The 24,660-nt window shown below is 70.6% G+C and carries 19 protein-coding genes and 1 pseudogene; 8 read left to right on the top strand and 12 right to left on the bottom strand.

Going from position 1 to position 24,660, the window contains the following annotated elements; all coding sequences use genetic code 11:
* Positions 1–61: 61 nt before the first annotated feature.
* From folC to NKJ47_RS16690, 3 genes are all read right to left on the bottom strand, one after another.
* Complete coding sequence (folC, locus tag NKJ47_RS16680; RefSeq protein ID WP_254461452.1) at positions 62–1,330, bottom strand: bifunctional tetrahydrofolate synthase/dihydrofolate synthase; 1,269 nt, start codon at positions 1,328–1,330, stop codon at positions 62–64.
* Between the two features lie 486 nt (positions 1,331–1,816).
* The gene (locus NKJ47_RS16685) at positions 1,817–2,461 is read right to left on the bottom strand and encodes a histidine phosphatase family protein (protein ID WP_254458920.1); all 645 of its coding nucleotides are present in this window, start codon (positions 2,459–2,461) and stop codon (positions 1,817–1,819) included.
* A 167-nt stretch (positions 2,462–2,628) separates the two neighbouring features.
* Positions 2,629–4,788, bottom strand: coding sequence for a S46 family peptidase (locus tag NKJ47_RS16690; protein WP_254458921.1), 2,160 nt, complete (start codon positions 4,786–4,788; stop codon positions 2,629–2,631).
* Between the two features lie 205 nt (positions 4,789–4,993).
* Here NKJ47_RS16690 and tdh point away from each other — a divergent pair, with 205 nt between their 5' ends.
* Entirely contained in the window at positions 4,994–6,025 is a 1,032-nt protein-coding gene (gene tdh, locus NKJ47_RS16695) for an L-threonine 3-dehydrogenase (protein WP_254458922.1), read from the top strand.
* 86 nt (positions 6,026–6,111) lie between these two features.
* Here the strand turns inward: tdh and NKJ47_RS16700 are convergent, their stop codons facing one another.
* From NKJ47_RS16700 to NKJ47_RS16720, 5 genes are all read right to left on the bottom strand, one after another.
* Entirely contained in the window at positions 6,112–6,810 is a 699-nt protein-coding gene (locus tag NKJ47_RS16700) for a TorF family putative porin (RefSeq protein WP_254458923.1), read from the bottom strand.
* Between the two features lie 303 nt (positions 6,811–7,113).
* The gene (locus NKJ47_RS16705) at positions 7,114–8,154 is read right to left on the bottom strand and encodes a sulfate/molybdate ABC transporter ATP-binding protein (RefSeq protein ID WP_254458924.1); all 1,041 of its coding nucleotides are present in this window, start codon (positions 8,152–8,154) and stop codon (positions 7,114–7,116) included.
* A 7-nt stretch (positions 8,155–8,161) separates the two neighbouring features.
* Positions 8,162–9,118, bottom strand: a complete 957-nt coding sequence (gene cysW / locus NKJ47_RS16710; protein WP_254458925.1) for a sulfate ABC transporter permease subunit CysW — start codon at positions 9,116–9,118, stop codon at positions 8,162–8,164.
* Positions 9,118–10,218 (bottom strand): ABC transporter permease subunit, encoded by a 1,101-nt coding sequence (locus NKJ47_RS16715; protein ID WP_343237518.1) that lies wholly within the window; start codon positions 10,216–10,218, stop codon positions 9,118–9,120. Before NKJ47_RS16715 ends, cysW begins: the two co-directional genes overlap by 1 nt.
* Before the next feature lie 4 nt (positions 10,219–10,222).
* Entirely contained in the window at positions 10,223–11,245 is a 1,023-nt protein-coding gene (locus NKJ47_RS16720) for a sulfate ABC transporter substrate-binding protein (RefSeq protein WP_254458926.1), read from the bottom strand.
* Positions 11,246–11,435: 190 nt separating this feature from the next.
* On the opposite strand from NKJ47_RS16720, the gene kbl reads away from it, so the two are divergent.
* Both kbl and NKJ47_RS16730 read left to right on the top strand, forming a co-directional pair.
* On the top strand, positions 11,436–12,638 hold the full coding sequence (gene kbl, locus NKJ47_RS16725; RefSeq protein WP_254458927.1) for a glycine C-acetyltransferase: 1,203 nt from the start codon (positions 11,436–11,438) through the stop codon (positions 12,636–12,638).
* A gap of 1 nt (position 12,639) precedes the next feature.
* A pseudogene (locus NKJ47_RS16730) lies at positions 12,640–12,882 on the top strand (HNH endonuclease); the annotation flags it as partial.
* 364 nt (positions 12,883–13,246) lie between these two features.
* Here NKJ47_RS16730 and NKJ47_RS16740 read toward each other — a convergent pair.
* The 4 genes from NKJ47_RS16740 to NKJ47_RS16755 all read right to left on the bottom strand — a co-directional run bounded on the left by NKJ47_RS16740 (position 13,247) and on the right by NKJ47_RS16755 (position 17,221).
* Positions 13,247–14,086 (bottom strand): pseudouridine synthase, encoded by an 840-nt coding sequence (locus tag NKJ47_RS16740; RefSeq protein WP_429002447.1) that lies wholly within the window; start codon positions 14,084–14,086, stop codon positions 13,247–13,249.
* A gap of 40 nt (positions 14,087–14,126) precedes the next feature.
* Positions 14,127–14,615, bottom strand: coding sequence for a hypothetical protein (locus NKJ47_RS16745; protein WP_254458928.1), 489 nt, complete (start codon positions 14,613–14,615; stop codon positions 14,127–14,129).
* 319 nt (positions 14,616–14,934) lie between these two features.
* Positions 14,935–16,032 carry an OmpA family protein gene (locus NKJ47_RS16750; protein ID WP_254458929.1) on the bottom strand — a complete coding sequence of 366 codons (1,098 nt, stop codon included), beginning with the start codon at positions 16,030–16,032 and terminating at the stop codon, positions 14,935–14,937.
* A gap of 277 nt (positions 16,033–16,309) precedes the next feature.
* Positions 16,310–17,221 (bottom strand): LysR family transcriptional regulator, encoded by a 912-nt coding sequence (locus tag NKJ47_RS16755; RefSeq protein WP_254458930.1) that lies wholly within the window; start codon positions 17,219–17,221, stop codon positions 16,310–16,312.
* Between the two features lie 100 nt (positions 17,222–17,321).
* Between NKJ47_RS16755 and NKJ47_RS16760 the strand changes: the two genes are divergently transcribed.
* The 5 genes from NKJ47_RS16760 to NKJ47_RS16780 all read left to right on the top strand — a co-directional run bounded on the left by NKJ47_RS16760 (position 17,322) and on the right by NKJ47_RS16780 (position 24,598).
* On the top strand, positions 17,322–18,578 hold the full coding sequence (locus tag NKJ47_RS16760; protein ID WP_254458931.1) for an MFS transporter: 1,257 nt from the start codon (positions 17,322–17,324) through the stop codon (positions 18,576–18,578).
* A complete protein-coding gene (locus tag NKJ47_RS16765) occupies positions 18,575–19,852 on the top strand; it encodes an SGNH/GDSL hydrolase family protein (protein WP_254458932.1) in 1,278 nt (425 codons plus the stop codon). Before NKJ47_RS16760 ends, NKJ47_RS16765 begins: the two co-directional genes overlap by 4 nt.
* A 32-nt stretch (positions 19,853–19,884) precedes the next feature.
* Positions 19,885–20,919, top strand: coding sequence for an aldo/keto reductase (locus tag NKJ47_RS16770; protein WP_254458933.1), 1,035 nt, complete (start codon positions 19,885–19,887; stop codon positions 20,917–20,919).
* Positions 20,920–20,961: 42 nt separating this feature from the next.
* A complete protein-coding gene (locus NKJ47_RS16775) occupies positions 20,962–21,984 on the top strand; it encodes a zinc-binding alcohol dehydrogenase family protein (RefSeq protein WP_254458934.1) in 1,023 nt (340 codons plus the stop codon).
* Positions 21,985–22,549: 565 nt separating this feature from the next.
* Positions 22,550–24,598, top strand: coding sequence for an NADPH-dependent 2,4-dienoyl-CoA reductase (locus NKJ47_RS16780; RefSeq protein ID WP_254458935.1), 2,049 nt, complete (start codon positions 22,550–22,552; stop codon positions 24,596–24,598).
* The last annotated feature ends 62 nt before the right edge of the window (positions 24,599–24,660 follow it).

Raw genomic sequence — 24,660 nt, forward strand, 5'->3', positions numbered from 1 at the left:
TGAGAGGGCGGCGTGGCGGAGTGCCGCCCCGATTATAAGGTCGGCCCGCGCGGAGACGGGATCAGCCGGCTGAATGCAGCCAGTGCAGCGCCTCGCCAGCGGTATGGAACGAGCCGAACACCAGGACCCGGTCGCCCGGCCGCGCCTGCGCCAGCGCCGATTGCAGCGCCTGCGCCACGCTCTCGGCGAGATCGGCCTCGGCGGCGGCCGTGTCCGCCAACCGCGCGCGCAGCTGCGCACCGCTCTGGCCGCGGCTGCCGCCCAAGCCGGCCAGATGCCAGGCGTCGACCTGCGCGGCCAGCGCGGCCACCACGCCGGCGGCGTCTTTGTCGGCCAGCGCCGCGAACACCGCATGGGTGCGGCCGGCGACCGGCTGCGCCTGCAGCGCGGCGGCCAGTTCGCGGGCGGCCTGCGGATTGTGGCCGACGTCGACCAGCACCTCCACGCCGTCGCGCACGCACGGCTGCAGGCGCCCACGCAGGCGCGCGGCGGCGATGCCCTCGGCGTAGGCGTGGCGCGGCAGCGACCGGCGCAGCGCGCGCAGGGCGGCGATGGCCGTGGCGGCGTTGGCGCGCTGCACCGGCGCACGCAGCTGCGGCAGCGGCAACTGCAGTTCGGTACCGACGTCGCGCCAGCGCCAGCGCTCGGCGTCGATCGGCTCGTGGAAGAAGTCGCTGCCGGCGCGCAGCGCGTTGGCGCCGATCGCGTAGGCGCGGCGCAGCACGCTGGAGGGCGGATCGATCTCACCCAGCACCAGCGGCTTCCACGGCCGCGCGATGCCCGCCTTCTCCGTGCCGATGGCCTCGCGGTCGCTGCCGAGCCAGTCGGTGTGGTCGATGTCCACGGTGGTGATCACCGCCACGTCGGCATCGACCAGGTTCACCGCGTCCAGGCGGCCGCCGAGGCCGACTTCCAGCACCGCCAGTTCCAGCTTGGCCTGCTGGAACAGCCACAGCGCCGCCAGCGTGCCGTATTCGAAATAGGTCAGCGCCGTATCGCCACGCGCGGCTTCCACCGCGGCGAAGGCGCTCACCAGGTCGGCATCGCTGGCCTCTTCGCCGTCGATGCGCACGCGCTCGTTGTAGCGCAGCAGGTGCGGCGAGGTGTAGCTGCCCACGCGCCAGCCGGCGGCACGCGCGATCGCCTCAACGAAGGCCACGGTGGAGCCCTTGCCGTTGGTGCCGCCGACGGTGATGACGTGCCTGGCGGGCCGGGTCAGGCGCATGCGCGCGGCCACCGCGCGCACCCGCTCCAGGCCCATGGCGATGTCCTGGGGGTGTTGGCGCTCGATGTAGGCGAGCCATTCGGGGAGGGTGTTCATGGAGGCGATTGAACTCGATTGATACGGCGCCAGCACGCGCACTCATAGCGGCGACGCATTTTGCTGCTGCTTTGGCTTTGGCTGTTGCTATTCCGGATCCCGTGAGGCACGGCAAGCAGGCCGGATAAAAACCCCGCAGGGGCGGCGCGCAGGAAGCGCGCCGTTTTTCGACGGCACATGGGTGAGCCGGATAAAGGCGAAGCAGTGCTTCGCCCCGGCGAACGGGCTGGCGCCGTGAGGCGCCTGCCCCGGGCTTGGCCGCGGAGCGGACAAGTGCCGCCGAAAAATGTCCGGCCTGCTTGCGCACCCGGAGCGCGCAGCGCGGAGGGCGTGCCACCCGGGTGTGCTTTCTTTGGGTTACTTTGATCAGCCTCCGGCTGCTGTAAAGCCTTCTTTGCACAAGCAAAGAAAAGTGACTCGCGCGCCAAGCGCGAAAGCACTTGATCTTGCCTTTGCATCAACTCAACGCGTCCTGGCAACGAATCAGCAGAAGCGCTACAGCGCCCGATGCTTCGCCTCGCCGAAGAACGGCGTGTGGTGCGCGCAATCGTTCAGCCGCACCACCTCCAGACGCTCCACGTCCGGCCCTTCCAGCAGGTTCAGCGTGGTCGGCGCCTGGCGGAAACTCCACAGCCGCGCGATCGGCAGGCCCAGTATCCGGCACAGGATCACCCGGTTGACCGCATCGTGCGCCACCACCAGCAAGGTGTCGTGTTCGCCCAGCCCCTCGGCGGCGCGGGCCAGGCCGCGCCAGGAACGCTCCAGCACCTGCCGCAGCGACTCGCCGCCCGGCATCAGCACCGTGTCCGGCTCCTCGCGCCAGGCGCGCAGGCGCGCCGGATCCTTCTCGTGGATCTCGCTGGCCAGCAGGCCTTCCCACTCGCCATGGGCGATCTCCTGCAGGTCCGGATCGGTCTGCAGCAGCGCCTCGCGCTCAGGCCCCAGCGCGAAGCGCGCCGTGCGTTGCGCGCGCGCCAGCGGCGAGGCCACGGCGCGGGTCAGCGGCACTTCGCGCAGGCGCGCACCCAGCGCCTGCGCCTGGGCGTCGCCGACCGGCGACAGCGGGATGTCGATCTGGCCCTGGTAGCGGCCTTCGGCGTTCCACGGGGTTTCGCCATGACGGGCGAGCAGAATGCGCATGCGCTGGATTCCTTGGGGGGAAGGGACCGTCTCGCAAACGAAAACGGAGCGGCATGATACCCGCTCCGTCGCCGGAAACCCTGCGCGGCGTCCCCGTGGCGCGCCACCGCGGCGCAGCGTAGCGGACACGCGGGCGGCGGCCGCGACCGCCGCCCGCCGGGCCTGGCTCACTTGGCCAGGTTCAGCTCCTTCAGCAGCCGCGGCGCCGGCGCCACTTCCTGCATGATCCACTGCAGATAGCGCGCGTCGACGGCGATCATCCGGGTCATCGCCGGGTCGAACACCCAGTTCGAACTCACCGACTCCCAGTTGCCGTCGAAGGCCAGGCCGACCAGCTTGCCGTGCGCGTCCATCACCGGCGAGCCGGAGTTGCCGCCGGTGATGTCCAGGTCGGACAGGAAGTTCACCGGCACCGTGCCCAGCCGCTTGTCCTCCAGCCCGCCGTAGCGCTTGGCCCTGGCCGCCTCCAGCAGCGCCTTGGGCGAGTCGAACGGCTCCACGCCGGTGTCCTTGGCGACCACGCCTTCCAGCGTGGTGAACGGGGTGTATTCCACGCCGTCCTTGGGCGAATAGCCCTTGACGTTGCCGAAGGTGATGCGCAACGAGGAGTTGGCGTCCGGATACACGAACTCGCCCTGGCTCTTCTTGTAGTCGGCCACGGCCTGCAGGTAGCGCGGACGCGCCAGCAGCTCCTCGCCTTCGCGGCGCTTCTGGTCCTGCTCGATCTGCAGCAGGGTCGGCATCAGCGCCACCGCGTAGCGCAGCGCCGGGTCGTCGCTGGCCTCGAACGCGGCGCGGTCGGCGTGCAGCCACTTCAGGCGCTGCTCGGTGCTGCCCAGCTGGGTACCGGCCAGGCGCGCCGCGGCGGCCTGCGCATCGGCACCGGCCAACCACTGGTCCAGCGCCGGCAGGCGCTGCGCCTGCGGCAGCTTCAGGTACTGGTCGAACCAGTAGCGCTGCAACTGGCTGTCCATGGACGCGACGTAGCGGCGCTCCATCTGCTTCATCGCGCCCTCGATCTCGGGCAGGTCGCGCTCCTGGTAGCCCGGCTCGCGCGCGGCATCCGGCTTGGCGCGTTCGATCGACAGCCGGTACAGCATGACCGCGCTGCCGAGCGCCCCGGTCCGCTGCATCTGCCGCAGCACCAGGTCGCGATCGCGCGTCGCCTTGGCCTGCTCGCCCAGCGCCAGCAGTTGCGCGTGGGCCTGCAGCGCGGCCTTGCCCTCGCCGCCCTGGCGCTTGAGCCAGTCCAGCACCGCGCGTTCCTCGGCATGCTTCTTGGCCGCCGCGTCGATGCGCTTGAAGCCTTCCAGCTGGCCCTCGTAGTTCTTGGCGACGTTGTTCCAGCTGGCCATGGTCGCCGCGTACTTCACCTGGATGTCCGGGTTCTGCTTGCCGGCCTGCTCGACCAAGGCGATCAGGTCGCGGTACTGGCGCGCGGCGGTGGGATAGCCCCAGTCGGCGGTGGCGTCGAATTCGGAGGCCAGCGCATAGCGGTTGGTGCGGCCCGGGTAGCCGGCGACCATGACGAAATCGCCGGCGCCCAGCGGCTGGTCGGCGAACTTCAGGAAGTGCTTGGGCTGGTACGGCACGTTGTCCTTGGCATAGGCGGCCGGCTTGCCGTCCTTGCCGACATAGGCGCGGTAGAACGAGAAGTCGCCGGTGTGGCGCGGCCACATCCAGTTGTCGACGTCGCCGCCGAACTTGCCGATGCCCGACGGCGGCGCATAGGCCAGGCGCACGTCGCGGATTTCCAGCGTGCGGAACAGGCGGTAGGTGTTGCCGCCGGAGAAGCTGTACAGCGCGCAGCGGTAGCCGGCGTCGGCTTCGCAGGCGGCGACCTGGGCCTTGTCGAAATCCTCCAGCGCCTGCGTGCGCTTGAGCGCATCGTTGCCGGCGGCGGCCATCGCCGCCTTGGCCTGGGCGGTGACGTCGGTGATGCGGTCGAGCACGTAGATGCGCGCGTTGGGACCGGCGCTCAGTTCCGCGCCCTGGCTAGCGGCGCTGAAACCGTCGCGGATCAGGTTCTTCTGCGGGGTCGAGTTGAGCTGGATCGCGCCGTAGGCGCAGTGGTGGTTGGTCACCACCAGGCCCTGCGGCGAGACGAAGCTGGCGGTGCAGCCGCCGAGCGAGACCACCGCGCCCATCGGGTCGCCGGTGAGATCGGCCAGTTGCTGCGGCGACAGCTTCAGGCCGGCCTGCTGCAACGGCCCGGCGATGTCCGGCAACTGCTGCGGGACCCACATGCCCTCGCCGGCATGGGCGGCGGAGGCAGCGGACAGGGCGGCCACGACGGCGATGGCGACAGCCAACGGATTCGAACGCATCGAGCGGTTTCCTTGATGACAGACGTTAGAGTGTAACGGCTGTCACCAAGTGCCCGGACCGTGACCAATGGCACCCTGGGGCGGATCATCCGGCGCCGAGTACGCCGCACACGGCATGGCGGGCGCGCCCTGACCGCGCCGCAACATGGGCGCGCCGGCCGGGCGCTTATACTGCGCGCCCTCTTCCCATCGAATCTGCACCGACATGGCGCAAACAATGAAGGCGCTGGTCAAGCGCGACGCCGCCAAGGGCATCTGGCTGGAACAGGTGCCGGTGCCGGTCCCCGGCCCCAACGACGTGCTGATCAAGCTGGAAAAGACCGCGATCTGCGGCACCGACCTGCACATCTACCTGTGGGACGAGTGGAGCCAGCGCACCATCAAGCCCGGCCTGACCATCGGCCACGAATTCGTCGGCCGCATCGCCCAGCTCGGCTCGGCGGTCACCGGCTACGAGGTCGGCCAGCGCGTGTCGGCCGAAGGCCACATCGTCTGCGGCCACTGCCGCAACTGCCGCGGCGGGCGCCCGCACCTGTGCCCGAACACCGTCGGCATCGGCGTCAACGTCAACGGCGCCTTCGCCGAGTACATGGTGATGCCGGCCTCGAACCTGTGGCCGATCCCCGACCAGATCCCCTCCGAGCTGGCCGCGTTCTTCGATCCCTACGGCAACGCCGCGCACTGCGCGCTGGAGTTCGACGTGATCGGCGAGGACGTGCTGATCACCGGCGCCGGCCCGATCGGCATCATCGCCGCCGGCATCTGCAAGCACATCGGCGCGCGCAACGTGGTGGTCACCGACGTCAACGACTTCCGCCTGAAGCTGGCCGCGGACATGGGCGCCACGCGCGTGGTCAACGTCGCCAACACCTCGCTCAAGGAGGTGATGGCCGACCTGCACATGGAAGGCTTCGACGTGGGCCTGGAGATGAGCGGCAACCCGCGCGCCTTCAACGACATGCTCGACTGCATGTACCACGGCGGCAAGATCGCCATGCTCGGCATCATGCCGCGCGGCGCCGGCGCCGACTGGGACAAGATCATCTTCAAGGGACTGACCGTGCAGGGCATCTACGGCCGCAAGATGTACGAGACCTGGTACAAGATGACCCAGCTGGTGCTGTCCGGCTTCCCGCTGGGCAAGGTGCTGACCCACCAGCTGACCATCGACGAGTTCCAGAAGGGCTTCGACCTGATGGAAGAAGGCAAGGCCGGCAAGGTCGTGCTGAGCTGGTGAGGCGCCCGCCGCGGCAGCGCGGCGGTCCCGGAAGAATACGAAGGGCGCCTTGCGGCGCCCTTCGTCGTTTCATGGCAGCGATGCGATCAGAACGCGATCGTGCCCGAGACCACTACGCGGTGACCGGCCAGGCGCTCGGTGAAGTTCTCCGGCCCCTTGTTGTCGGTGTCGTAGTAGCCCACGCTCAGCGCCAGCGGGCCGACCATCTTGCCCACGCTGACGTTGTAGTCGGTGTAGTCCTGGTAGGCGGTCAGCGCGCTTTCGTAAGTGGTGCGGCCGACGTGCGCGCCGACGCTGAAGCCCTGCGGCAGCGACCAGTTCCCGTCCAGCGCGTAGTAGAAGCTGTCCTTGTCCAGGTTGTACACGTTGTCGGTGTAGGCCACGGTCAGGGTGTAGGTCTTGAGGAACTTGGTCTTGGTGATCAGTTCGTTGTAGTTCAACCGGCCGGCGCCCGGATAGCCGTAGCGGTTGACCATCACATCGAAGTTCCAGTCCGGGGAGAAATCGACGTTGTAGCCGACGAAGCCGTCCGTTTCCCAATCCGGATCGCCGGCGCCGAAGTCGACGTTGGAACCCCAGGCGCCCACGTACAGGCCGAACGGCGAGGTGTAGGTGAGACCGGCCTGGAACGCCGGGCCCTTGTCGGTCTGGGAGACGCCACGGAACACGTAGTCGCTGACCACGCCGTAGGAGCCGGTGATCGGCGAGGCGGGCTCGTCCTGGGCCAGGACGGTGAGCGGCGAAGCGGCCAGTGCGAGGGCCAGGGCGAGAGTGGTCTTGTTCACCGGTCAGTCTCCTGCGGTTGAAGAGGGGTGGGTTGCAGCGACGGGCTTATGTCGCTTTCACGCTTTTTTAACTGTTTTGATCGTGCAGCGCAACAACTTTTCGCCAGGCGCATGCCATGCCCTGACACAACGCCCCTGGATCACGTCACGCACGGACATGGCCGGCGCGCCGACTGCGGCCACGGCTTCGCCAGGCGCGGTCCCAGCCAGCGTCCTGACGGCCAGGCCAGGACCGCTCGGGCAGCCGCTGGCGGCACCGCCGTGCAGGCACGGCAGTGCGCATCGGCGTGGCGCGATGGCGCCTCAGTCGGGCCGGGCAAAGACCCCGTAGCGACGCGCGCGCAGGTGCAGCGGCTGGCCCGGTACATAGTCGGGCACCCCCTCGCCCGCCGGCAGTTCCACCTCCACCTCGTCGTGGCCGTGCGCCAGTTGCGCGCGCAGGCGCAGGCGCGGCCCGCTGCGCTGGATCGACAGCACCGTCGCCGCCCAGCCCTCGCTGCCCGGCGCCAGGTCTTCCGGCCGCACGTACAGCTCGACCGGGCCGCTGGACAGCGCTGTCGACGGTACCGGCAAGGCCAGCCCGCCGATCTGCACGGCGCCGTCGTGCAGGCGCGCCGGCAGCCGGTTCACCGCGCCCACGAAGGCGTACACGAAGGGCGAGGCCGGCTGCTCGTAGACCTGCGCCGGGCTGCCGATCTGCTCGATCCGGCCACGGTTGAGGATCGCCACGCGATCGGCCAGCTCCAGCGCCTCTTCCTGGTCGTGGGTGACGAACACCGTGGTCAGACCGGTGCGTTCGTGCAGGTCGCGCAGCCAGCGCCGCAGGTCGCGGCGGACCTGCGCGTCGAGCGCGCCGAATGGTTCGTCGAGCAGCAGCACGCGCGGCTCGATCGCCAGCGCGCGGGCCAGCGCCACGCGCTGGCGCTGGCCGCCGGACAGTTGCGCCGGGTAGCGCCGCTCCAGCTCGTGCAACTGCACCAGCGCCAGCAGTTCCTGCACCCGCGCACGGATGCGCGCCTCGGTCCAGCGCGCCTCGCGGCGCACGCGCAGGCCGAAGGCGATGTTCTCGTACACGGTCATGTGCTTGAACAAGGCGTAGTGCTGGAACACGAAGCCGACCCGGCGCGCCTGCACCGACAGCGCGGTGGCGTCCTCGCCGTGGATCAGCACGCGTCCGCGATCGGCGTGTTCCAGCCCGGCGATCACCCGCAGCAGCGTGGTCTTGCCGGAGCCGGACGGCCCCAGCAGCGCCAGCAGTTCGCCCTGGCGGATGTCCAGGCCGACGTCGTCGAGCGCGGCGAAATCGCCGAAGCGCTTGTCCAGGTGCTGTACGCGGATGCTCATTGCAACCTCAGTGTCGGTGAGTGGCGGCCAGCGCCGCGCCGTGGCGCCAGTGCAGCCAGGACTTCACGGCCAGCGTCAGCAGCGCGGTCAGCGCCAGCAGGCTGGCGCAGGCGAAGGCGGCGCTGTAGGCGTATTCGTTGTAGAGGATCTCCACATGCAGCGGCAGCGTGTTGGTGCGCCCGCGGATGTGCCCGGACACCACCGACACCGCGCCGAACTCGCCCATCGCCCGCGCACTGCACAACAGCACCCCGTACAGCAGGCCCCAGCGGATGTTGGGCAAGGTCACCCGGCGGAAGGTCTGCCAGCCGCTGGCGCCCAGGCTCAGCGCCGCCAGTTCCTCGTCGTCGCCCTGCTGCTCCATCAGCGGCATCAGCTCGCGGGCGATGAAGGGGAAGGTGACGAAAGTGGTCGCCAGCACGATGCCCGGCAGCGCGAACACGATGCGCGGCAGGCGCAGCACCACCTCGCCCAGCAGCGGCAGGGACAGCCGCACGCCCTCGTCGATCAGCGGCCAGGCCCAGCCGTTGCGGCCGAAGATCAGGATGAACAGCAATCCGGCGACCACCGGCGACACCGAGAACGGCAGATCGATCAGGCTCACCAGCAGGCGCTTGCCGGGGAAGCGATGCTTGCTGACCGCCCAGGCCGCGGCCACGCCGAACACCAGGTTCAACGGCACCACGATCGCCGCGACCAGCAGGGTCAGGCGGATCGCCGCCAGTGCATCCGGATCGGAGATCGCGCGCCAGAACACGTCGGCGCCGCTGCGCAGCGCCTCGACGAACACCAGCAGCAAGGGCAGCAGCAGGAACGCCAGCAGGAAGCCCAGCGCACCGCCGATTAGCAGCCGCCGCACCCAGCGCGGCTCGTCGACCACCGAGGCCTGCACGTGCAACGGCACGGCGGCCGCGCCGGCCTGCCCGGGCACGCGCGTGGCCAGCGCGGAGACCAAGGACGCCATCACGCCACCGCCCTGCCGCGCCGCGCGAACCAGGCCTGCGCCGCGTTGACCAGCAGCAACGACAACAGCGACAGCAGCAGCATCGCCGCGGCGATCGCGCTGGCGCCGCCGTAGTCGAATTCTTCCAGGCGGATGGTGATCAGCAACGGCGCGATCTCGGTGGCGTTGGGCAGGTTGCCGGCGATGAAGATCACCGAGCCGTACTCGCCGACGCCGCGCGCGAAGGCCAGCGCGAACCCGGTCAGCACCGCCGGCCACAGCGTCGGCAGCAGCACCCGGCGCACCGTCTGCCAGCGCCCGGCGCCAAGCGTGGCCGCGGCCTCTTCCAGTTCGCGCTCGGCCTCGGCCAGCACCGGCTGCACGATCCGCACCACGAACGGCAGCCCCACGAACACCAGCGCCACGACGATGCCCAGCGGCGTGTAGGCGACCTTGATCCCGCCCGCACCGCTGCTCTGCATCAGCCCGGCATAGCCGATCAGCAGGCCGCCGACGCCCAGCGCGGCCAGGCTGAGCACCGCGACCGTGCCGAGCAGGCGCTGCAGCGCGCGCAGCGGTGCCGGCAGCAGCGTCTGGCTGCATCGCAACAGCGCGTAACCGGTGGCCGACAGCGCCAGCAGCAGCGCCAGCCGCGGCCACCACCAGGCCAGCGTCGGCAGGCTGGCCGCCAGCGCCTGCGCCGGCTGCTCCAGCCAGCGCCCGATCCAGCCGTTGCTGCCGTACAGCGCGGTCAGGGCGATGCCGGCCACCGCGGTCGGCAGCGCGAACGGCAGGTCGATCATCGCGTCGAACAGGCGCTTGCCGGGAAAGCGATAACGCACGAACACCCAGGCCACCCAGGTGCCCATCAGCGCATTGAACGCGGCCGCGACCAGCGCGGTGCCGAAGCTCAAGCGCAGCGCCGCCAGCACCCGCGGCTCGCTCCACACCCGCCACACGCCTTCCCAGCCCAGCCCGCTGCTCTTGAGCAGCACCGCGAGCAAGGGAATCAGCACCACCAGCCCGAGCCAGGTCAGGGTGATGCCCAGGCTCAGCCCCAGGCCCGGCATCACCCGGCGCTGGCGCGGTGCACGGGGAACGGCGGCGGCGGTCACGGCCATCGCGTCACTTGCTCGCCTGGATCTGGTCGAACAGGCCACCGTCGTCGAAGTGCGTGGCCTGCGCCTTGGCCCAGGAGCCGAACGCCTGATCGATGGTGACCAGCCGCACCTTCGGCAGCCGCGCCAGGTCGGCACGGTCGGCGTATTCGGGATGGCGCGGCCGGTAGTAGTGCCTGGCCGCGATCTTCTGCCCTTCCGGCGAGTACAGGTACTTCAGGTATTCCTCGGCCACCGCGCGGGTGCCGTGCTTGTCCACGTTCTTGTCGACCAGCGCCACCGACGGCTCGGCCAGGATCGACAGCTTCGGCACCACGATCTCGAACTTGTCCTGGCCCAGTTCCTGCTGCGCCAGGAACGCCTCGTTCTCCCAGGCCAGCAGCACGTCGCCGATGCCGCGCTGGACGAAGGTGGTGGTGGCGCCGCGCGCGCCGGTGTCCAGCACCGGCACGTTGCGGAACAAGGCGCGCATGTAGTTGAGGATGCGCTCGCGGTCGCCCTTGAAGATGTGGTCGGCGTAGGCCCAGGCGGCCAGGTAGTTCCAGCGCGCGCCGCCGGAGGTCTTGGGATTGGGGGTGATCACCGACACGCCGTTGCGCAGCAGGTCCGGCCAGTCCTTGATCCCCTTCGGATTGCCCTTGCGCACCAGGAACACGATGGTCGAGGTGTACGGCGCGCTGTTGTCGGGCAGGCGCGTGGCCCAGTTCGGATCGATCAGCTTGCTCTTGGCGGCGATCGCATCGACGTCGTAGGCCAATGCCAGCGTCACCACGTCCGCCTCGACCCCGTCGATCACCGCGCGCGCCTGCTTGCCGGAGCCGCCGTGCGAGGTCTCCACCGTGACCGTGTCGCCGGGATGCAGCTGCGCCCAGTGCTTGGCGAAGGCGGCGTTGTAGTCCCGGTACAGCTCGCGGGTGGGATCGTAGGAGACGTTGAGCAGTTGCGTCTCGGCGGCGGCCGCGGCCCCGGCGAACACGCACAGCGCGAGTGCGAGCAGCGGGCGCCAACGGCGCGGCGGAAGGCTGGACATGGACGGTTCTCCGAAAACACAGGCCGACGCCGCGGCCGATGCCCGCCGCGGACCATGACGCATGCTGCGCAGCGGCAGGCGGCGGGTGAAATGACTTCCGGGCAGCGGCTCATGCCATTTGCGCATGACGACCCCGGCCTGCGCGGGCGCCGCGGTAAAATCGCCGTCTCTTTCGCCGCGCGTGCCCGTCATGACCGACTCCCGCCTCACCCAGCATTACGCCGAGGAACTGGACGCGATCCGCGCCCAGGGCCTGTTCAAGTCCGAGCGTATCATCGTCGGCCCGCAGGCGGCGGAGATCGTCCTCGCCGACGGCCGCCGCGTGCTCAACTTCTGCGCCAACAACTACCTGGGCCTGGCCGATCATCCGGCGCTGATCCAGGCCGCCAAGGACGCGCTGGACACGCACGGCTTCGGCATGGCCTCGGTGCGCTTCATCTGCGGCACCCAGGACCTGCACAAGCAGCTGGAAGCGCAGATCGCCGCGTTCTTCGGCACCGAGGACACCATCCTCTACGCCGCCTGCTTCGACGCCAACGGCGGCCTGTTCGAACCGCTGCTGGGCGAGCACGACGCGATCATCTCCGACGCGCTCAACCACGCCTCGATCATCGACGGCGTGCGCCTTTGCAAGGCCAAGCGCTTCCGCTACGCCAACTGCGACATGGCCGACCTGGAAGCGCAGCTGCAGGCGGCCGACGCCGCCGGCTGCAAGACCAAGCTGATCACCAGCGATGGCGTGTTCTCGATGGACGGCTTCATCGCCCCGCTGGACGAGATCACCGCGCTGGCGAAGAAGTACGACGCGCTGGTGCACATCGACGAATGCCATGCCACCGGCTTCCTCGGCGCCAGCGGCCGCGGCTCGGCCGAGGTCAAGGGCGTGCTGGACAAGATCGACATCTTCACCGGCACCCTGGGCAAGGCCATGGGCGGCGCGCTGGGCGGCTTCACCACCGGCCGCTGCGAGGTGATCGAACTGCTGCGCCAGCGCTCGCGGCCCTACCTGTTCTCCAACTCGCTGCCGCCGCACGTGGTCGCCGCCGGGATCAAGGCCTTCGCGATGCTCGACGCCGCCGACGACCTGCGCGCACGCCTGGTCGAGAACACCGCCTACTTCCGCGAGCGCATGGCCGCCGCCGGCTTCGACATCAAGCCCGGCACCCATCCGATCTGCCCGGTGATGCTGTACGACGCGCCGCTGGCGCAGCGCTTCGCCGAACGGCTGCTGGAGGAAGGCATCTACGCCATCGGTTTCTTCTTCCCGGTGGTGCCCAAGGGCCAGGCGCGGATCCGCACCCAGATCAGCGCCGCGCACACCCGCGAGCACCTGGACCGGGCGATCGACGCATTCACCCGCATCGGCCGCGAACTGGGCGTGCTCGCCGCCTGAGATGCGCAACGCGCTGCGCCAACGGCTGGTGCTGGCGGCGCAGACCGACGCCCAGGCGCAGCCGGCGGCCGGCGGTTGGCATAGCCGCCGCCTGCATTGCCGGCGGCGCCTAGGGCGTGGCGACGGCGAGCGGCTGGGCCATTGCTCGCTCGAACACGTGGTGCCGCAGGCCTGATTCGGACGCCGCGCCGCCGCGGCGCTGTGCGCCCAGCGCGGCGGCGCCCCCAACGATGCGCACAACCTAGGGCGTGTCACCCATCCCCGAGCATGCCGCGCCGCGATTGCGCGCGCCTGTGGCAAGGAAGCGCGAAGAAGCGGGCGTCCGTCCACGCCCGAGCGATGACGCGACCATGCGCGCGCAAGCGCGGCCCTTCGGGTTGCGCCTGGCAGGCGCCGCGCGGCTTGACCTGACGGCCAGTCAGGCGCTGCGCCACGCAACACCAGCCACGCGCCTGCCAGGCCCAACGCGGCATACTCGGGGATGGGCGACACGCCCTAGCGCTGACCTGTGCCGGCTGCAATCACGCCAAGGGCCGCCACCACGATGCGCGCGAGCCACAGGACGCGCGCGCCCGCGAGGTGCGCCCGCGAGGTGGTCGCCGCCCTGCTCAGCGCGCGGCCGGCGCGCTCGCGTCCGCCGCCGGCGCCAACGCGGTGACTTCGGCGGCGCTGAGTTCGCGCCAGGCGCCCTTGCCCAGCTCGCCCAATGCCAGCTCGCCGATCGCCACCCGTACCAGCCGCAGCACGTCCAGGCCGAGCGCGGCGAGCAGCCGCCGGATCTGCCGGTTGCGGCCTTCGTCCAGCACCACCTCCAGCCAGGCATGGCGCTCGCCGTGGCGCAGCAGGCGCACCTGTTTGGCGCGCAGCGGTTCGCCCTCGGCGACCACGCCGGCACACATCCGCGCCAGCAGCGCCGCGTCGGGCACCGCGTCCACCTGCACGTGATAGGTCTTGTCCGGGCCGCTGCCCGGATCGGTCACCCGCGCCGCCCATTGCGGGTCGTTGCTGAACAGCAGCAGGCCTTCGCTGGCCTTGTCCAGGCGCCCAACCGGCGCCAGCCACGGCAGGCCGGCGCCGTCGAAACAGCGGTACACGGTGTCGCGGCCGCGCTCGTCCTGCGCGCTGGTGACCAGCCCGCGCGGCTTGTTGAGCATCAGGTACCGGCGCGCGGTATCGGCCAGCGGCGCGCCGTCCACGGCCAGCCGGTGGCGGCCCGGCAGGATCGGGAATTCGGGATCGGTGACGATGCGCCCGTCGACGGCGACGCGGCCGGCGGCGATCCAGCGCGCGGCCTCGGTGCGCGAGCACAGGCCCAGCTTGGACAGGGTCCGCGCCAGGCCGTGCCGCGGCGCGGCCGGTGCGCCGCCGCTCGCGGGCGGGCGCGGACGCGCGGGCGCCGCCGGGGACGACGCCGGACGGCGGGAACGCGGCGGCTTGGTCCCTCGCACGGCGCGAACGGGCGCGGCCGCAGGCGGCCGCGCGCCGGACTTACTGCTTGTTGACGTCGACCGGTGCCGGCGCCTCGGCGGCGGCAGCCGGTGCCGGACGCGCCTTGACCACGCGCACGCCGCGCGCCTTCATCCAGGCGTCGAACTCCTCGGCGGTCATGCGCTTGCCGTTCTGGCTCATGTCGAAGCGCCAGGGCGTGTTGTCGAACGCGGTGGTCGGCTTGTAGGCGGCCGGGTCGTTCGGCTTGACCGCGCCCGGGGTGGCGTTGGCCAGGCTCTGGCAACCGTCGGCGCGCAGCCGCAGCAGCACGCGCTCCAGCGACTGGTCGCTGCTGTAGGACTGGGTCAGCACGCCGCTGGGCATGCCCAGCTGCACGTTGCGGCTGAACAGTTCCGAAGCGACCGGCGCGGCGACCGTGGCCGGCAGCGCCAGCGGCTTGGGCAGCAGGTCACCGGAGCAATCCGGTGCGGCATGGGCCGCAGGAATCAGGGCGAGCGCGAGCAGGCTGGCCGTCACGATACGCAGCATCGGTTTTTTTCCATTCAGGCGAGTCGACGAGCGAGTGTAGGCAGGCCCCGGCGCGCTTTCAACTGTTACCGGCACTACATGCGCTAAATAATTGGGATTGCTGAAAAAATTCAGCTTGGACAGGTCTCGGGGCAGCGATCGACGCCAGCAACACGCAGGAGCCCCCACGCAGGAGCGGCTTCAGCCGCGACAGGCGTTCACGGGAACACCCGTCGCGGCTGAAGCCGCTCCTCCGCCGGCGGCGGACGATGCAACACCCACCCCACAAAAACAAAGCCCGGCACGAGGCCGGGCTTTGCTTGAGACTGGAAGCGTCCGATTAGTTCTGGACGTTCAGCTCGGTACGACGGTTCTTCGCACGACCTTCCGGGTTGTCCTTGCCGTCCGGCAGGGTGTTCGGAGCGATCGGGCGGGTAGCGCCGTAGCCGATCGGGCCGATCAGACGCGACTTGTCGATGCCGTTGTTGACCAGGAAGTCATACACGACGGCCGCACGACGCACCGACAGCTTCTGGTTGTAGGCCGGGGTACCGATGGAGTCGGTGTTGCCCGCCACTTCGACGCGCAGATCCGGGTAACGCTTCAGGATCTCGACGGCCTCGTTCAGGATCGCCACGGCGTCCGGACGCAGGTTCGCCTTGTTGAAGTCGAAGTTGACGCCCTTCAGGTCGATCGACACCGGCACCGGGCAGCCATCCGGACCGATGGTCTGGCCAGGCTGGGAGTTCGGGCACTTGTCGTCGCAGTTGTTGACGCCGTCACCGTCGTCGTCCAGATCGGCGCAGCTCGGCGCAGCGGCCGGCGGCGGCGGCGGGGCGACCGGGGCAGCCGGCGGCGGGCCCAGCGGGATCACGACGCCGACCGAAGCCAGCACGTCGCCGAACCAGTTCTGCGACGGAGCGGCAACGCTCTGGTCGTCGAAGTCAGCGCGGTAGGCCACTTCGGCACGCACGGCAACGCGCTTGTCGAAGGTGGTCTGCAGACCGACGCCGGCCTTGGCGGCAAAGTTGCCGTCCTTGCGCTGGCCCGGGGAGACCGGACCGCCGGTGTCGAACTCTTCTTCCGAGCGCTGGTAGCCCAGGCCGAACAGCAGGTACGGGTTCCAGCCGCGGCCTTCCTGGATGAAGTGGCGACGCAGGTCGAACGAGATGCCGTACTGGCTCCAGTTCAGGTCCTGGTTCTTGTCGAAGTTCGGGTTCTGATAGTTCAGCTCACCGTCCAGCGACCAGTTCGGGTTGATGAACTTGCCCAGGCCCAGGGTGACGAAGGGCGCATCGTTGGTGGTGCGGTCCTTGTCCTGGAAGTTGAAACCAGCCGAACCGGTCAGGTACCAGCGGTCGTCGAATTCCTGCGCGGACGCTGCCTGGGCGACGGCCAGACCGCCCAGCAACGCGGCGGTGAGAATTTTCTTGTTCATTAATACAACTCCTTGTTTCGGGGAGATAGAAACCGGTAGAGGCATGGTTCAGTACAGATGTCTCGTCACATCCAGACGGCCGTTTCCGCACGCCATCGCCGCGCACATTATGCGCGGCATAGTGAAGATGGCGTTAACGAGCACGTAACATGTGAAAGTCGACGCCAGCCCCTGCCAGGCCGTGGATACACCCTATACAGGTTAATGAAATCCCGCAATGCGGCGGGGCGATGACCGTTTGCGGTCGTAGACAACCGCCCACACGGCGACCCAGGTCTCACCGCGGCCGCGCCCACGGCGGCGGGTCGGCCAGTTCGGCCTGCATGAACTCGACGAAGGCGCGCACCCGCGGCGGCACCAGCCGGCGCTGCGGCATCACCGCATAGATGCCAGTCTCGGCCAGCGGGTAGTCGGCCAGCACCTGGCGCAGCCGTCCCTGCCGCAGGTCCTCGGCCACGTGCCATTCCGAATGCAGGGCGATGCCCTGCCCGTTGATCGCGGCATCGCGCAGCACCTCGCCGAAGTTGGTCTCCAGCGGCCCGGCCACGCGGACGGCGATCTCGCCGTCGGGGCCCTGCAGTCGCCAGGTGTCCTGGCGGCCGTCGCTGCCGGTCAGCAGCAGGCACGCGTGCGCGGCCAGGTCGGCCGGCGTGGCCGGGGTGCCATGGCGGCGCAGGTAGTCGGGGGAGGCGCAGAGCATGCGCCGATTGCCGGCCAGGCGCCGCGCGACCAGGCTGGAATCGCGCAGCGTGCCGATCCGGATCGCCAGGTCGAAGCCTTCGCTGACCAGGTCCACCACGTTGTCGCTCAGGTGCACGCTCAGCCGCACCTGCGGGTGCAGCGCCATGAAGCGCGGCAGCAGCGGCGACACGTACAGGCGCCCGAACGCCGCCGACATCGTCACCCGCAGGGTGCCGGCGGCGCTGGCGCCGGCCTGGCGCAGGCCGCCGGCCAGCGATTCCAGGTCCTCGACCAGGGGGCGCCCCTGCTCGGCCAGGTGCAGGCCTTCCGGGGTCGGGTGCAGGCGCCGCGTGGTCCGGTGCAGCAGGCGCACGCCGAGCGTGCGTTCCAGTCGTTGCAGCCGCTGGCTGGCGACCGCCACCGACAGGTCCAGGCTGCGTGCGGCGGCGCTGATCGAGCCGAGGTCGAGCACGCGCAGGAAAAGGGCGATATCGCCGATCCGGTCCATTGTGTGGATTCTATTGAAAGTCGTTCAATATTTTTACTGTTTTTACTAAGATCCTGCAGGCCTAGGCTGCCGTTCTCCCCGCCACTTCCGGAGCCGCCGCATGGCCGCCTCGCTCGCCCCGCCTCCCCACCCGCCCGCGGCCGGCCGCACGCCGATCGCGCTGTTCGCGCTGACGGCCGGCGCCTTCGGCATCGGCACCACCGAATTCGTGATCATGGGCCTGCTGCTGCAGGTCGCCGCCGACCTGCAGGTCAGCGTCCCCGCCGCGGGGCTGCTGATCTCCGGCTATGCGCTGGGCGTGTTCCTCGGCGCGCCGCTGCTGACCGTGGCCAGCCGGCGCTGGCCGCGCAAGCGCGTGCTGCTGGCGCTGATGCTGGTGTTCACCGCCGGCAACCTGGCCTGTGCGCTGGCGCCGAGCTACGCGGCGCTGATGGCGGCGCGGGTGGTCACCTCGCTGGCGCACGGCACCTTCTTCGGCGTCGGCGCGGTGGTCGCCACCACGCTGGTGCCGCCGCAGCGCAAGGCCTCGGCGATCTCGACCATGTTCACCGGCCTCACCGTCGCCACCCTGCTCGGGGTGCCGGCCGGCGCCTGGCTGGGCCTGCACTACGGCTGGCGCGCCACGTTCTGGGCGGTGGCGGCGATCGGCGCGCTGGCCACCGTGGTGATCGCCGCGCTGGTGCCGGCCGACCGCGCCGCGCCGGCGGCCGTGCCGCTGCGCGAGGAACTGCGCGCGGTCGGTCGTGCGCCGGTGCTGTTGGGCCTGGCGACGACGGTGCTGGGCTATGCCGGCGTGTTCGCCGTGTACACCTATGTGCAACCGCTGCTGACCCAGGTCACCGGGGTGGCCGACAGCGCGGTGTCGGCGCTGCTGCTGGTGTTCGGCGTGGGCATGATCGTCGGCAACGTGCTGGGCGGACGCCTGGCCGACCGCCGCCCGCGGCAGGCCCTGCCGCTGAGCCTGGGCGTGCTGGCCGTGGTGCTGGCGGCGCTGACCCTGGCCCTGCCGTCGCCGCCAGCGATGACGCTGGGCATCGGCCTGCTCGGCGTGGCCGCCTTCGCCACGGTGGCGCCGCTGCAGGTGTGGGTGCTGGGCAAGGCCGGCGAGGCCGGCCGGCATCTGGCCTCGAGCCTGAACATCGGCGCGTTCAACCTGGGCAATGCGCTGGGCGCCTGGCTCGGTGGCCTGGTGCTCGGCCATGGCGGCAGCCTGTCGCAACTGCCCTGGGTGGCGGCGCTGCTGACCCTGGCCGGCCTGGCGGTGGCGCTGGGCGCGCTGCGGCTGTCGCCGGCCACCGCCGCCCCCGCGGCCGGCACCAGCGCCGGCGCGGGCTGCGCCGCCGGCGGTGCGGCATGAGCCGGGCGCAGGCGGCGCTGGCGACGGCGCTGCTGGGCACGCTGGCGATCGCGGCCGACGCGGCGCCGCGCGACTGGATCGCGACCTGGCAGGCCAGCCCGCAGCCGCTGTGGAGCGCGGACTTCCCGTTCCCGACGCAGACGCCGTTCCACCTGTGGCGGCAGACCGTACGCCAGGTGGCACGGGTCAGCCTCGGCGGCAGCGAGGTACGCGTGGAGCTGAGCAACGCCTATGGCGACACGCCGCTGCACATCGGCGCCGCGTCGCTGGCGCTGGCCGGCGACGGCGCGGCGATCCGGCCCGGGTCGCAGCGGCCGCTGCGCTTCGGCGGCAAGACCGACGTCATCGTGCCGCCGGGCGCGCCGGTGCTCAGCGACCCGGTGGCGCTGGCCGTGCCGGACCTGGCCCGGCTCAGCATCAGCCTGTACCTGCCGCAGCCGACCGCGCCCTCCACCTTCCACTGGGAAGGCCTGCAGAGCGCCTGGCTGGCCGAGGGCGAGCGCACCGCCGACGCCGCGCTGGCCGGCGCCAGCGCGCTGCCGGTGCGACTGTTCGTCAGCGGCATCCAGGTGCGCCGCGCCGACGCCGCCGGTGCGGTGGTGGCGCTGGGCGATTCGATCACCGACGGCGCCGCCTCGACGCCGGGGCAGGACCGGCGCTGGCCGGACCAGTTGGCCACGCGGCTGGCGGCGCAGCGGGTGGCGGTGCTCAACGCCGGCATCTCCGGCGGCCGCGTGCTGCGCGACCGCATGGGCCGCAACGCGCTGGCGCGGCTGGACCGCGACGTGCTGGCGCAGCCCGGTGTGCACACCCTGATCCTGCTGATGGGCATCAACGACATCAGTTGGTACGCCACGCCGTTCGCCCCGGACGATGCGCCGGTGCCGGCCGAGGACCTGATTGCCGGCTACCGGCAGTTGCTGCAGCGCGCGCAGGCGCGCGGCCTGCGGGTGATCGGCGCCACCCTCACCCCGTTCGAAGGCGCGCTGCCGGACGCGCCGATCCCCGGCTACTACAGCGCGCAGAAGGAAGCCGTGCGCCAGCAGGTCAACGCCTGGCTACGCGCCGATAACGGCTTCGACGCGATCCTCGACTTCGATGCAGTGCTGCGCGACCCCGCGCACCCGACGCGGATGCGGGCGGCGTTCGACTCGGGCGATCACCTGCATCCCGGCGATGCCGGCTACGCGGCCATGGCCGACGCCGCCGCGCAATTGCTCGGCGCAGCCCCCGCTGCGCTTCCCGACGCCGCCGCCCCCGCCGCGGCGCGCTGACCTCTCTCCCTTTCCCACGCAGGAGTTCTCCCATGGAATACCGTTACCTCGGCGCCTCCGGCTTCCAGGTTCCCGTCCTCAGCTTCGGCACCGGCACCTTCGGCGGCAGCGATCCGTTCTTCGCCGCCTGGGGCAACACCGACGTGGCGCAGGCGCGCCGGCTGATCGACATCTGCCTGGACGCCGGCGTCACCCTGTTCGACAGCGCCGACATCTACTCCGGCGGCGCCGCCGAATCGGTGCTGGGCGCGGCGATCAAGGGCCGCCGCGACCAGGTGCTGATTTCGACCAAGGCCGGCTTCCGCTTCGACCGCGACGTCCCCAACAGCGTCGGCGCCTCGCGCTTCCATCTGATCCGCGCAGTGGACGCGGCGCTGGCGCGCCTGGGCACCGACTACATCGACCTGTTCCAGCTGCACGGCTTCGACGCGCGCACGCCGGTGGAGGAAACCCTGTCCACGCTCGACGACCTAGTCCGCGCCGGCAAGCTCCGCTACCTGGGCGTGTCCAACTTCTCCGGCTGGCACCTGATGAAGTCGCTGGCGATGGCCGACCGCCATGGCTGGTCGCGCTATGTCGCGCACCAGGCCTACTACTCGCTAATCGGCCGCGACTACGAAGAGGAACTGATGCCGCTGGGCCTGGACCAGGGCGTGGGCGCGCTGGTGTGGAGCCCGCTGGGCTGGGGCCGGCTGACCGGCAAGCTGCGCCGCGGCCAGCCGCTGCCGGACAGCAGCCGCCTGCACGACAAGACCGTCACCGAAGCCGGCCCGCCGGTGGAGGAAGCGCGTCTGTTCCGGGTGCTCGACGCACTCGAGGCGATCGCCGCCGAGACCGGCAAGAGCGTGCCGCAGATCGCACTGAACTGGCTGCTGCAGCGGCCGACGGTCAGCAGCGTGATCATCGGCGCACGGACCGAGGAGCAGTTGCGGCAGAATCTGGGGGCGGTCGGCTGGACCCTCGATGCCGCCCACCTGCAACAACTGGATGCGGCCAGCGCAGCGGTACCGGCCTATCCCTACTGGCACCAGCGCGGCTTCGCCGAGCGCAACCCGCGGCCGGTCTAAGCCGTGGCCACGCCCTCCTTTCCCTCACATCCAGGAGCCTCCATGAAAGCGGTCGCCACTCTCCACCCCCTGCCGATCGACGATCCCCAGTCGCTGCGCGACCTCGAGCTGCCGACGCCGCCCGCGCCCGGCGGCCACGACCTGCTGGTGCGGGTGGAGGCGGTGTCGGTCAATCCGGTGGACACCAAGGTCCGCGCCAAGACCGCGACCGACGGCCAGCCCAAGGTGCTGGGCTACGACGCCGCCGGCGTGGTCGAGGCGGTCGGACCCGACGTCGACGGCTTCGAGCCGGGCGACGAGGTCTACTACGCCGGCGACGTCACCCGCGCCGGCAGCAACGCGCAGTACCAGCTGGTGGATGCGCGCATCGTCGCGCGCAAGCCGGCCACGCTGGACTTCGCCCAGGCCGCGGCGCTGCCGCTGACCACCCTCACCGCCTGGGAGCTGCTGTTCCAGCGCATGCCGTTCGACTTCGACGACGAACGCAACCGCGGCCGCCGCCTGCTGATCATCGGCGGTGCGGGCGGGGTCGGCTCGATCGCGATCCAGCTGGCGCGGCATGCCGGCTTCGAGGTGATCGCCACCGCCTCGCGGCCGCAGACCCGCGACTGGTGCCTGCAGCTCGGCGCGCACCACGTGATCGACCATCGCCAGCCGCTGGCAGCGCAGTTGCAGGCGCTGGGCATCGACCAGGTGGAAGCGGCGCTGAACCTGGCCGACACCGACCGCTACTGGCAGGCGCTGGGCGAGCTGCTGGCGCCGCAGGGCCACGTCGGGCTGATCGTCGAGCCGAGCGGGCCGCTGCACATCGGCGACCCGTACAAGGCCAAGTCCATCGGCATCCACTGGGAAATGATGTTCGCGCGCGCCCATTTCCGCACCGCGGACATGATCGAGCAACACCGCATCCTGGCGCGCACCGCCAGCCTGGTGGACGCGGGCGAACTGCGCACCACCCTGACCGAGACACTGCGCCCGATCAACGCCGCCACCTTGCGCGAGGCGCACCGGCGCCTGGAGTCGGGCAGCACCATCGGCAAACTGGCGCTGGTCGGCTGGGGCTGAGTGGGCCACGCTGTGACTGGAACACGGGTGCGATCGCCCAGCTTTGCGCGCCTAGCGGTCATCGCCCGAACGTGACTGATAGCTCTGCTTCTGTTGCTGCTTTTGTTGTTGCTGCTTTTGTTGCTGCTGCCTTTGCTGTGCTTTTGATCTACCGGGTCCCCTCAGCGCGGCAGACGCGGCGGGGAAAAACCCGAAGGGCGGCGCACATGGATGTGCGCCGTTCGCGGCAGGGGCAGGATGCCCCTTCCGCGAATCCCCGTCGTGGCTGCGGACCCGGAGCGCGCAGCGCGGAGGGCGTGCTGCGGGGTGTGCTTGACCAGCCTTCGGCTGTGGTGAAGCGCTTCTTTTGGTTACTTTTCTTTGCACAAGCAAAGAAAAGTGACCCGCGCCAGCGGAAGCTTTTGCTCTTGATTCAAAGCTTCATGCTTCAAATCGCAGCGCCAGAAGGAAGGCAACCTCGACGTCACCGTAAAGGCACGCAAGGACACGTAAGGCAATGTCCCTCTTGCCGTAACCCAAGTTTCACGGCACCCTGCGCCCTTCCGTACGCCTGCGTATCCACGCCATGTCGCCCGCCTCCGGCCAGCCCGAATCCGCCCCCGCCGCCTATCCGCACCTGTTCGCCCCGCTGGACCTGGGCTTCACCACGTTGCGCAATCGCATCCTGATGGGTTCCATGCACACCGGCCTGGAGGACCGCGCGCGCGACTTCCCCAAGCTGGCCGCGTACTTCGCCGAGCGCGCCGCCGGCGGCGTCGGGCTGATCGTCACCGGCGGCTTCGCACCGAACGTGGTCGGCTGGCTGAAGCCGTTCGGCGGCAAGCTGTCCTGGCCCTGGGAGGTGCGCCCACACCGGCAGGTCACCGCTGCGGTGCACGCGCACGGCGCCAAGATCTGCCTGCAGCTGCTGCACGCCGGGCGCTACGCCTACCACCCCTTGTCGGTGGCGCCGTCGAAGCTGAAGGCGCCGATCAACCCGTTCACCCCGCGCGCGCTGTCGGCGCGCGGCGTCGAACGCCAGATCGACGCCTACGCGCACGCCGCGAAGCTGGCGCGCGAGGCCGGCTACGACGGCGTCGAAGTGATGGGCTCGGAAGGCTATCTGATCAACGAGTTCGTGGCCCCGCGCAGCAACCGCCGCACCGATGCCTGGGGCGGCGACGCGGCCAAGCGCATGCGCTTCGCGGTGGAGATCGTGCGCCGCATCCGCGCCGCCTGCGGACCGGACTTCATCATCGTCTACCGGCTGTCGCTGGTGGACCTGGTCGAGGACGGCAGCGATTGGCAGGAGATCGTGGCGCAGGCGCAGGCGATCGAGGCCGCCGGCGCAACCCTGATCAACTCCGGCATCGGCTGGCACGAGGCGCGCGTGCCGACCATCGCCACCTCGGTGCCGCGCGCGGCCTTCGCCGCGGTCACCGCCAAGCTCAAGCCGCACGTGCGGCTGCCGCTGATCGCCACCAACCGCATCAACATGCCCGACGTGGCCGAACGCATCCTCGCCGGCGGCGGCGCCGACATGGTGTCGCTGGCGCGGCCGCTGCTGGCCGACCCAGAATGGGCGAACAAGGCGCAACGCGGCCAGGCGCAGGCGATCAACACCTGCATCGCCTGCAACCAGGCGTGCCTGGACCACGTGTTCGAGAACAAGACCGCCAGTTGCCTGGTCAATCCGCGCGCGGCCGCCGAGACCGAACTGAACTACCTGCCGACCCGTGCGCCGAAGCGCATCGCCGTGGTCGGCGCAGGCCCGGCCGGCCTGGCCTGCGCCACCGTGGCCGCGCAACGCGGCCACCGCGTCACCCTGTTCGACAGCGCCAGCGAGATCGGCGGCCAGTTCAACGTGGCCAAGCGCATTCCCGGCAAGGAGGAATTCCACGAGACGCTGCGCTACTTCCGCCACCAGCTCGAGGCCACCGGCGTGGACCTGCGCCTGCAGACCACCGCCGATGCGGCGCTGCTGGCCGACTTCGACGAGGTGGTACTGGCCACCGGCATCGTGCCGCGCGCGGTGGACTTCCCCGGCGCCGACCATCCCAGCGTGGTCAGCTATCTGGACGTGCTGCAGGGCCGGGCGCAGGCGGCGGACAAGGTGGCGATCATCGGCGCCGGCGGCATCGGCTTCGATGTCGGCGAGTTCCTGGTGCACGCCGGCGCATCGACCGCGCTGGACCCGGCACGGTGGATGGCCGAATGGGGCGTGGACCCGCAGTTCGAAGGCCGCGGCGCGCTGTGCAAGCCGCGCCCGGAGCCGCCGGCGCGCAGCGTGTGGCTGCTGCAGCGCAGCCCGGGCCGGCCCGGCGCGCGGCTGGGCAAGACCACCGGCTGGATCCATCGCGCCACGCTCAAGGCCAAGGGCGTGACCATGCTCGGCGGCGTCGAATACCTGGGCGTGGACGATGCCGGCCTGCGCATCCGCGTGGACGGCGCCGAGCAGGTGCTGCCGGTCGGCACCGTGGTGGTCTGCGCCGGCCAGGAACCGCGCCGCGACCTGCACGCGGCGCTGCAGGCCGCCGGCCGCAGCGCGCACCTGATCGGCGGCGCCGACGTCGCCGCCGAACTGGATGCCAAGCGCGCCATCGCCCAGGGCAGCCGGTTGGCGGCGCAACTGTAGGGCGCGTCGCGCGCGGTCAGTCGGCAGGCAGTCGGCGAACAGCGGCACACCGCCGCGCCGAC

The organism is Xanthomonas sacchari (assembly GCF_024266585.1).
GTDB lineage: Bacteria > Pseudomonadota > Gammaproteobacteria > Xanthomonadales > Xanthomonadaceae > Xanthomonas_A > Xanthomonas_A sacchari_C.

Excerpts from the sequence above, each read along its gene's own strand:
- kbl (WP_254458927.1), top strand. The coding sequence starts at position 11,436 with ATGACCGACTCCCGCCTCACCCAGCATTACGCCGAGGAACTGGACGCG.
- tdh (WP_254458922.1), top strand. The coding sequence starts at position 4,994 with ATGGCGCAAACAATGAAGGCGCTGGTCAAGCGCGACGCCGCCAAGGGC.
- NKJ47_RS16690 (WP_254458921.1), bottom strand. The coding sequence starts at position 4,788 with ATGCGTTCGAATCCGTTGGCTGTCGCCATCGCCGTCGTGGCCGCCCTG.
- NKJ47_RS16745 (WP_254458928.1), bottom strand. The coding sequence starts at position 14,615 with ATGCTGCGTATCGTGACGGCCAGCCTGCTCGCGCTCGCCCTGATTCCT.
- NKJ47_RS16750 (WP_254458929.1), bottom strand. The coding sequence starts at position 16,032 with ATGAACAAGAAAATTCTCACCGCCGCGTTGCTGGGCGGTCTGGCCGTC.
- NKJ47_RS16715 (WP_343237518.1), bottom strand. The coding sequence starts at position 10,218 with ATGGCCGTGACCGCCGCCGCCGTTCCCCGTGCACCGCGCCAGCGCCGG.
- NKJ47_RS16760 (WP_254458931.1), top strand. The coding sequence starts at position 17,322 with ATGGCCGCCTCGCTCGCCCCGCCTCCCCACCCGCCCGCGGCCGGCCGC.
- cysW (WP_254458925.1), bottom strand. The coding sequence starts at position 9,118 with ATGGCGTCCTTGGTCTCCGCGCTGGCCACGCGCGTGCCCGGGCAGGCC.
- NKJ47_RS16755 (WP_254458930.1), bottom strand. The coding sequence starts at position 17,221 with ATGGACCGGATCGGCGATATCGCCCTTTTCCTGCGCGTGCTCGACCTC.
- NKJ47_RS16770 (WP_254458933.1), top strand. The coding sequence starts at position 19,885 with ATGGAATACCGTTACCTCGGCGCCTCCGGCTTCCAGGTTCCCGTCCTC.
- NKJ47_RS16775 (WP_254458934.1), top strand. The coding sequence starts at position 20,962 with ATGAAAGCGGTCGCCACTCTCCACCCCCTGCCGATCGACGATCCCCAG.
- NKJ47_RS16780 (WP_254458935.1), top strand. The coding sequence starts at position 22,550 with ATGTCGCCCGCCTCCGGCCAGCCCGAATCCGCCCCCGCCGCCTATCCG.
- NKJ47_RS16705 (WP_254458924.1), bottom strand. The coding sequence starts at position 8,154 with ATGAGCATCCGCGTACAGCACCTGGACAAGCGCTTCGGCGATTTCGCC.
- NKJ47_RS16685 (WP_254458920.1), bottom strand. The coding sequence starts at position 2,461 with ATGCGCATTCTGCTCGCCCGTCATGGCGAAACCCCGTGGAACGCCGAA.
- NKJ47_RS16765 (WP_254458932.1), top strand. The coding sequence starts at position 18,575 with ATGAGCCGGGCGCAGGCGGCGCTGGCGACGGCGCTGCTGGGCACGCTG.
- NKJ47_RS16720 (WP_254458926.1), bottom strand. The coding sequence starts at position 11,245 with ATGTCCAGCCTTCCGCCGCGCCGTTGGCGCCCGCTGCTCGCACTCGCG.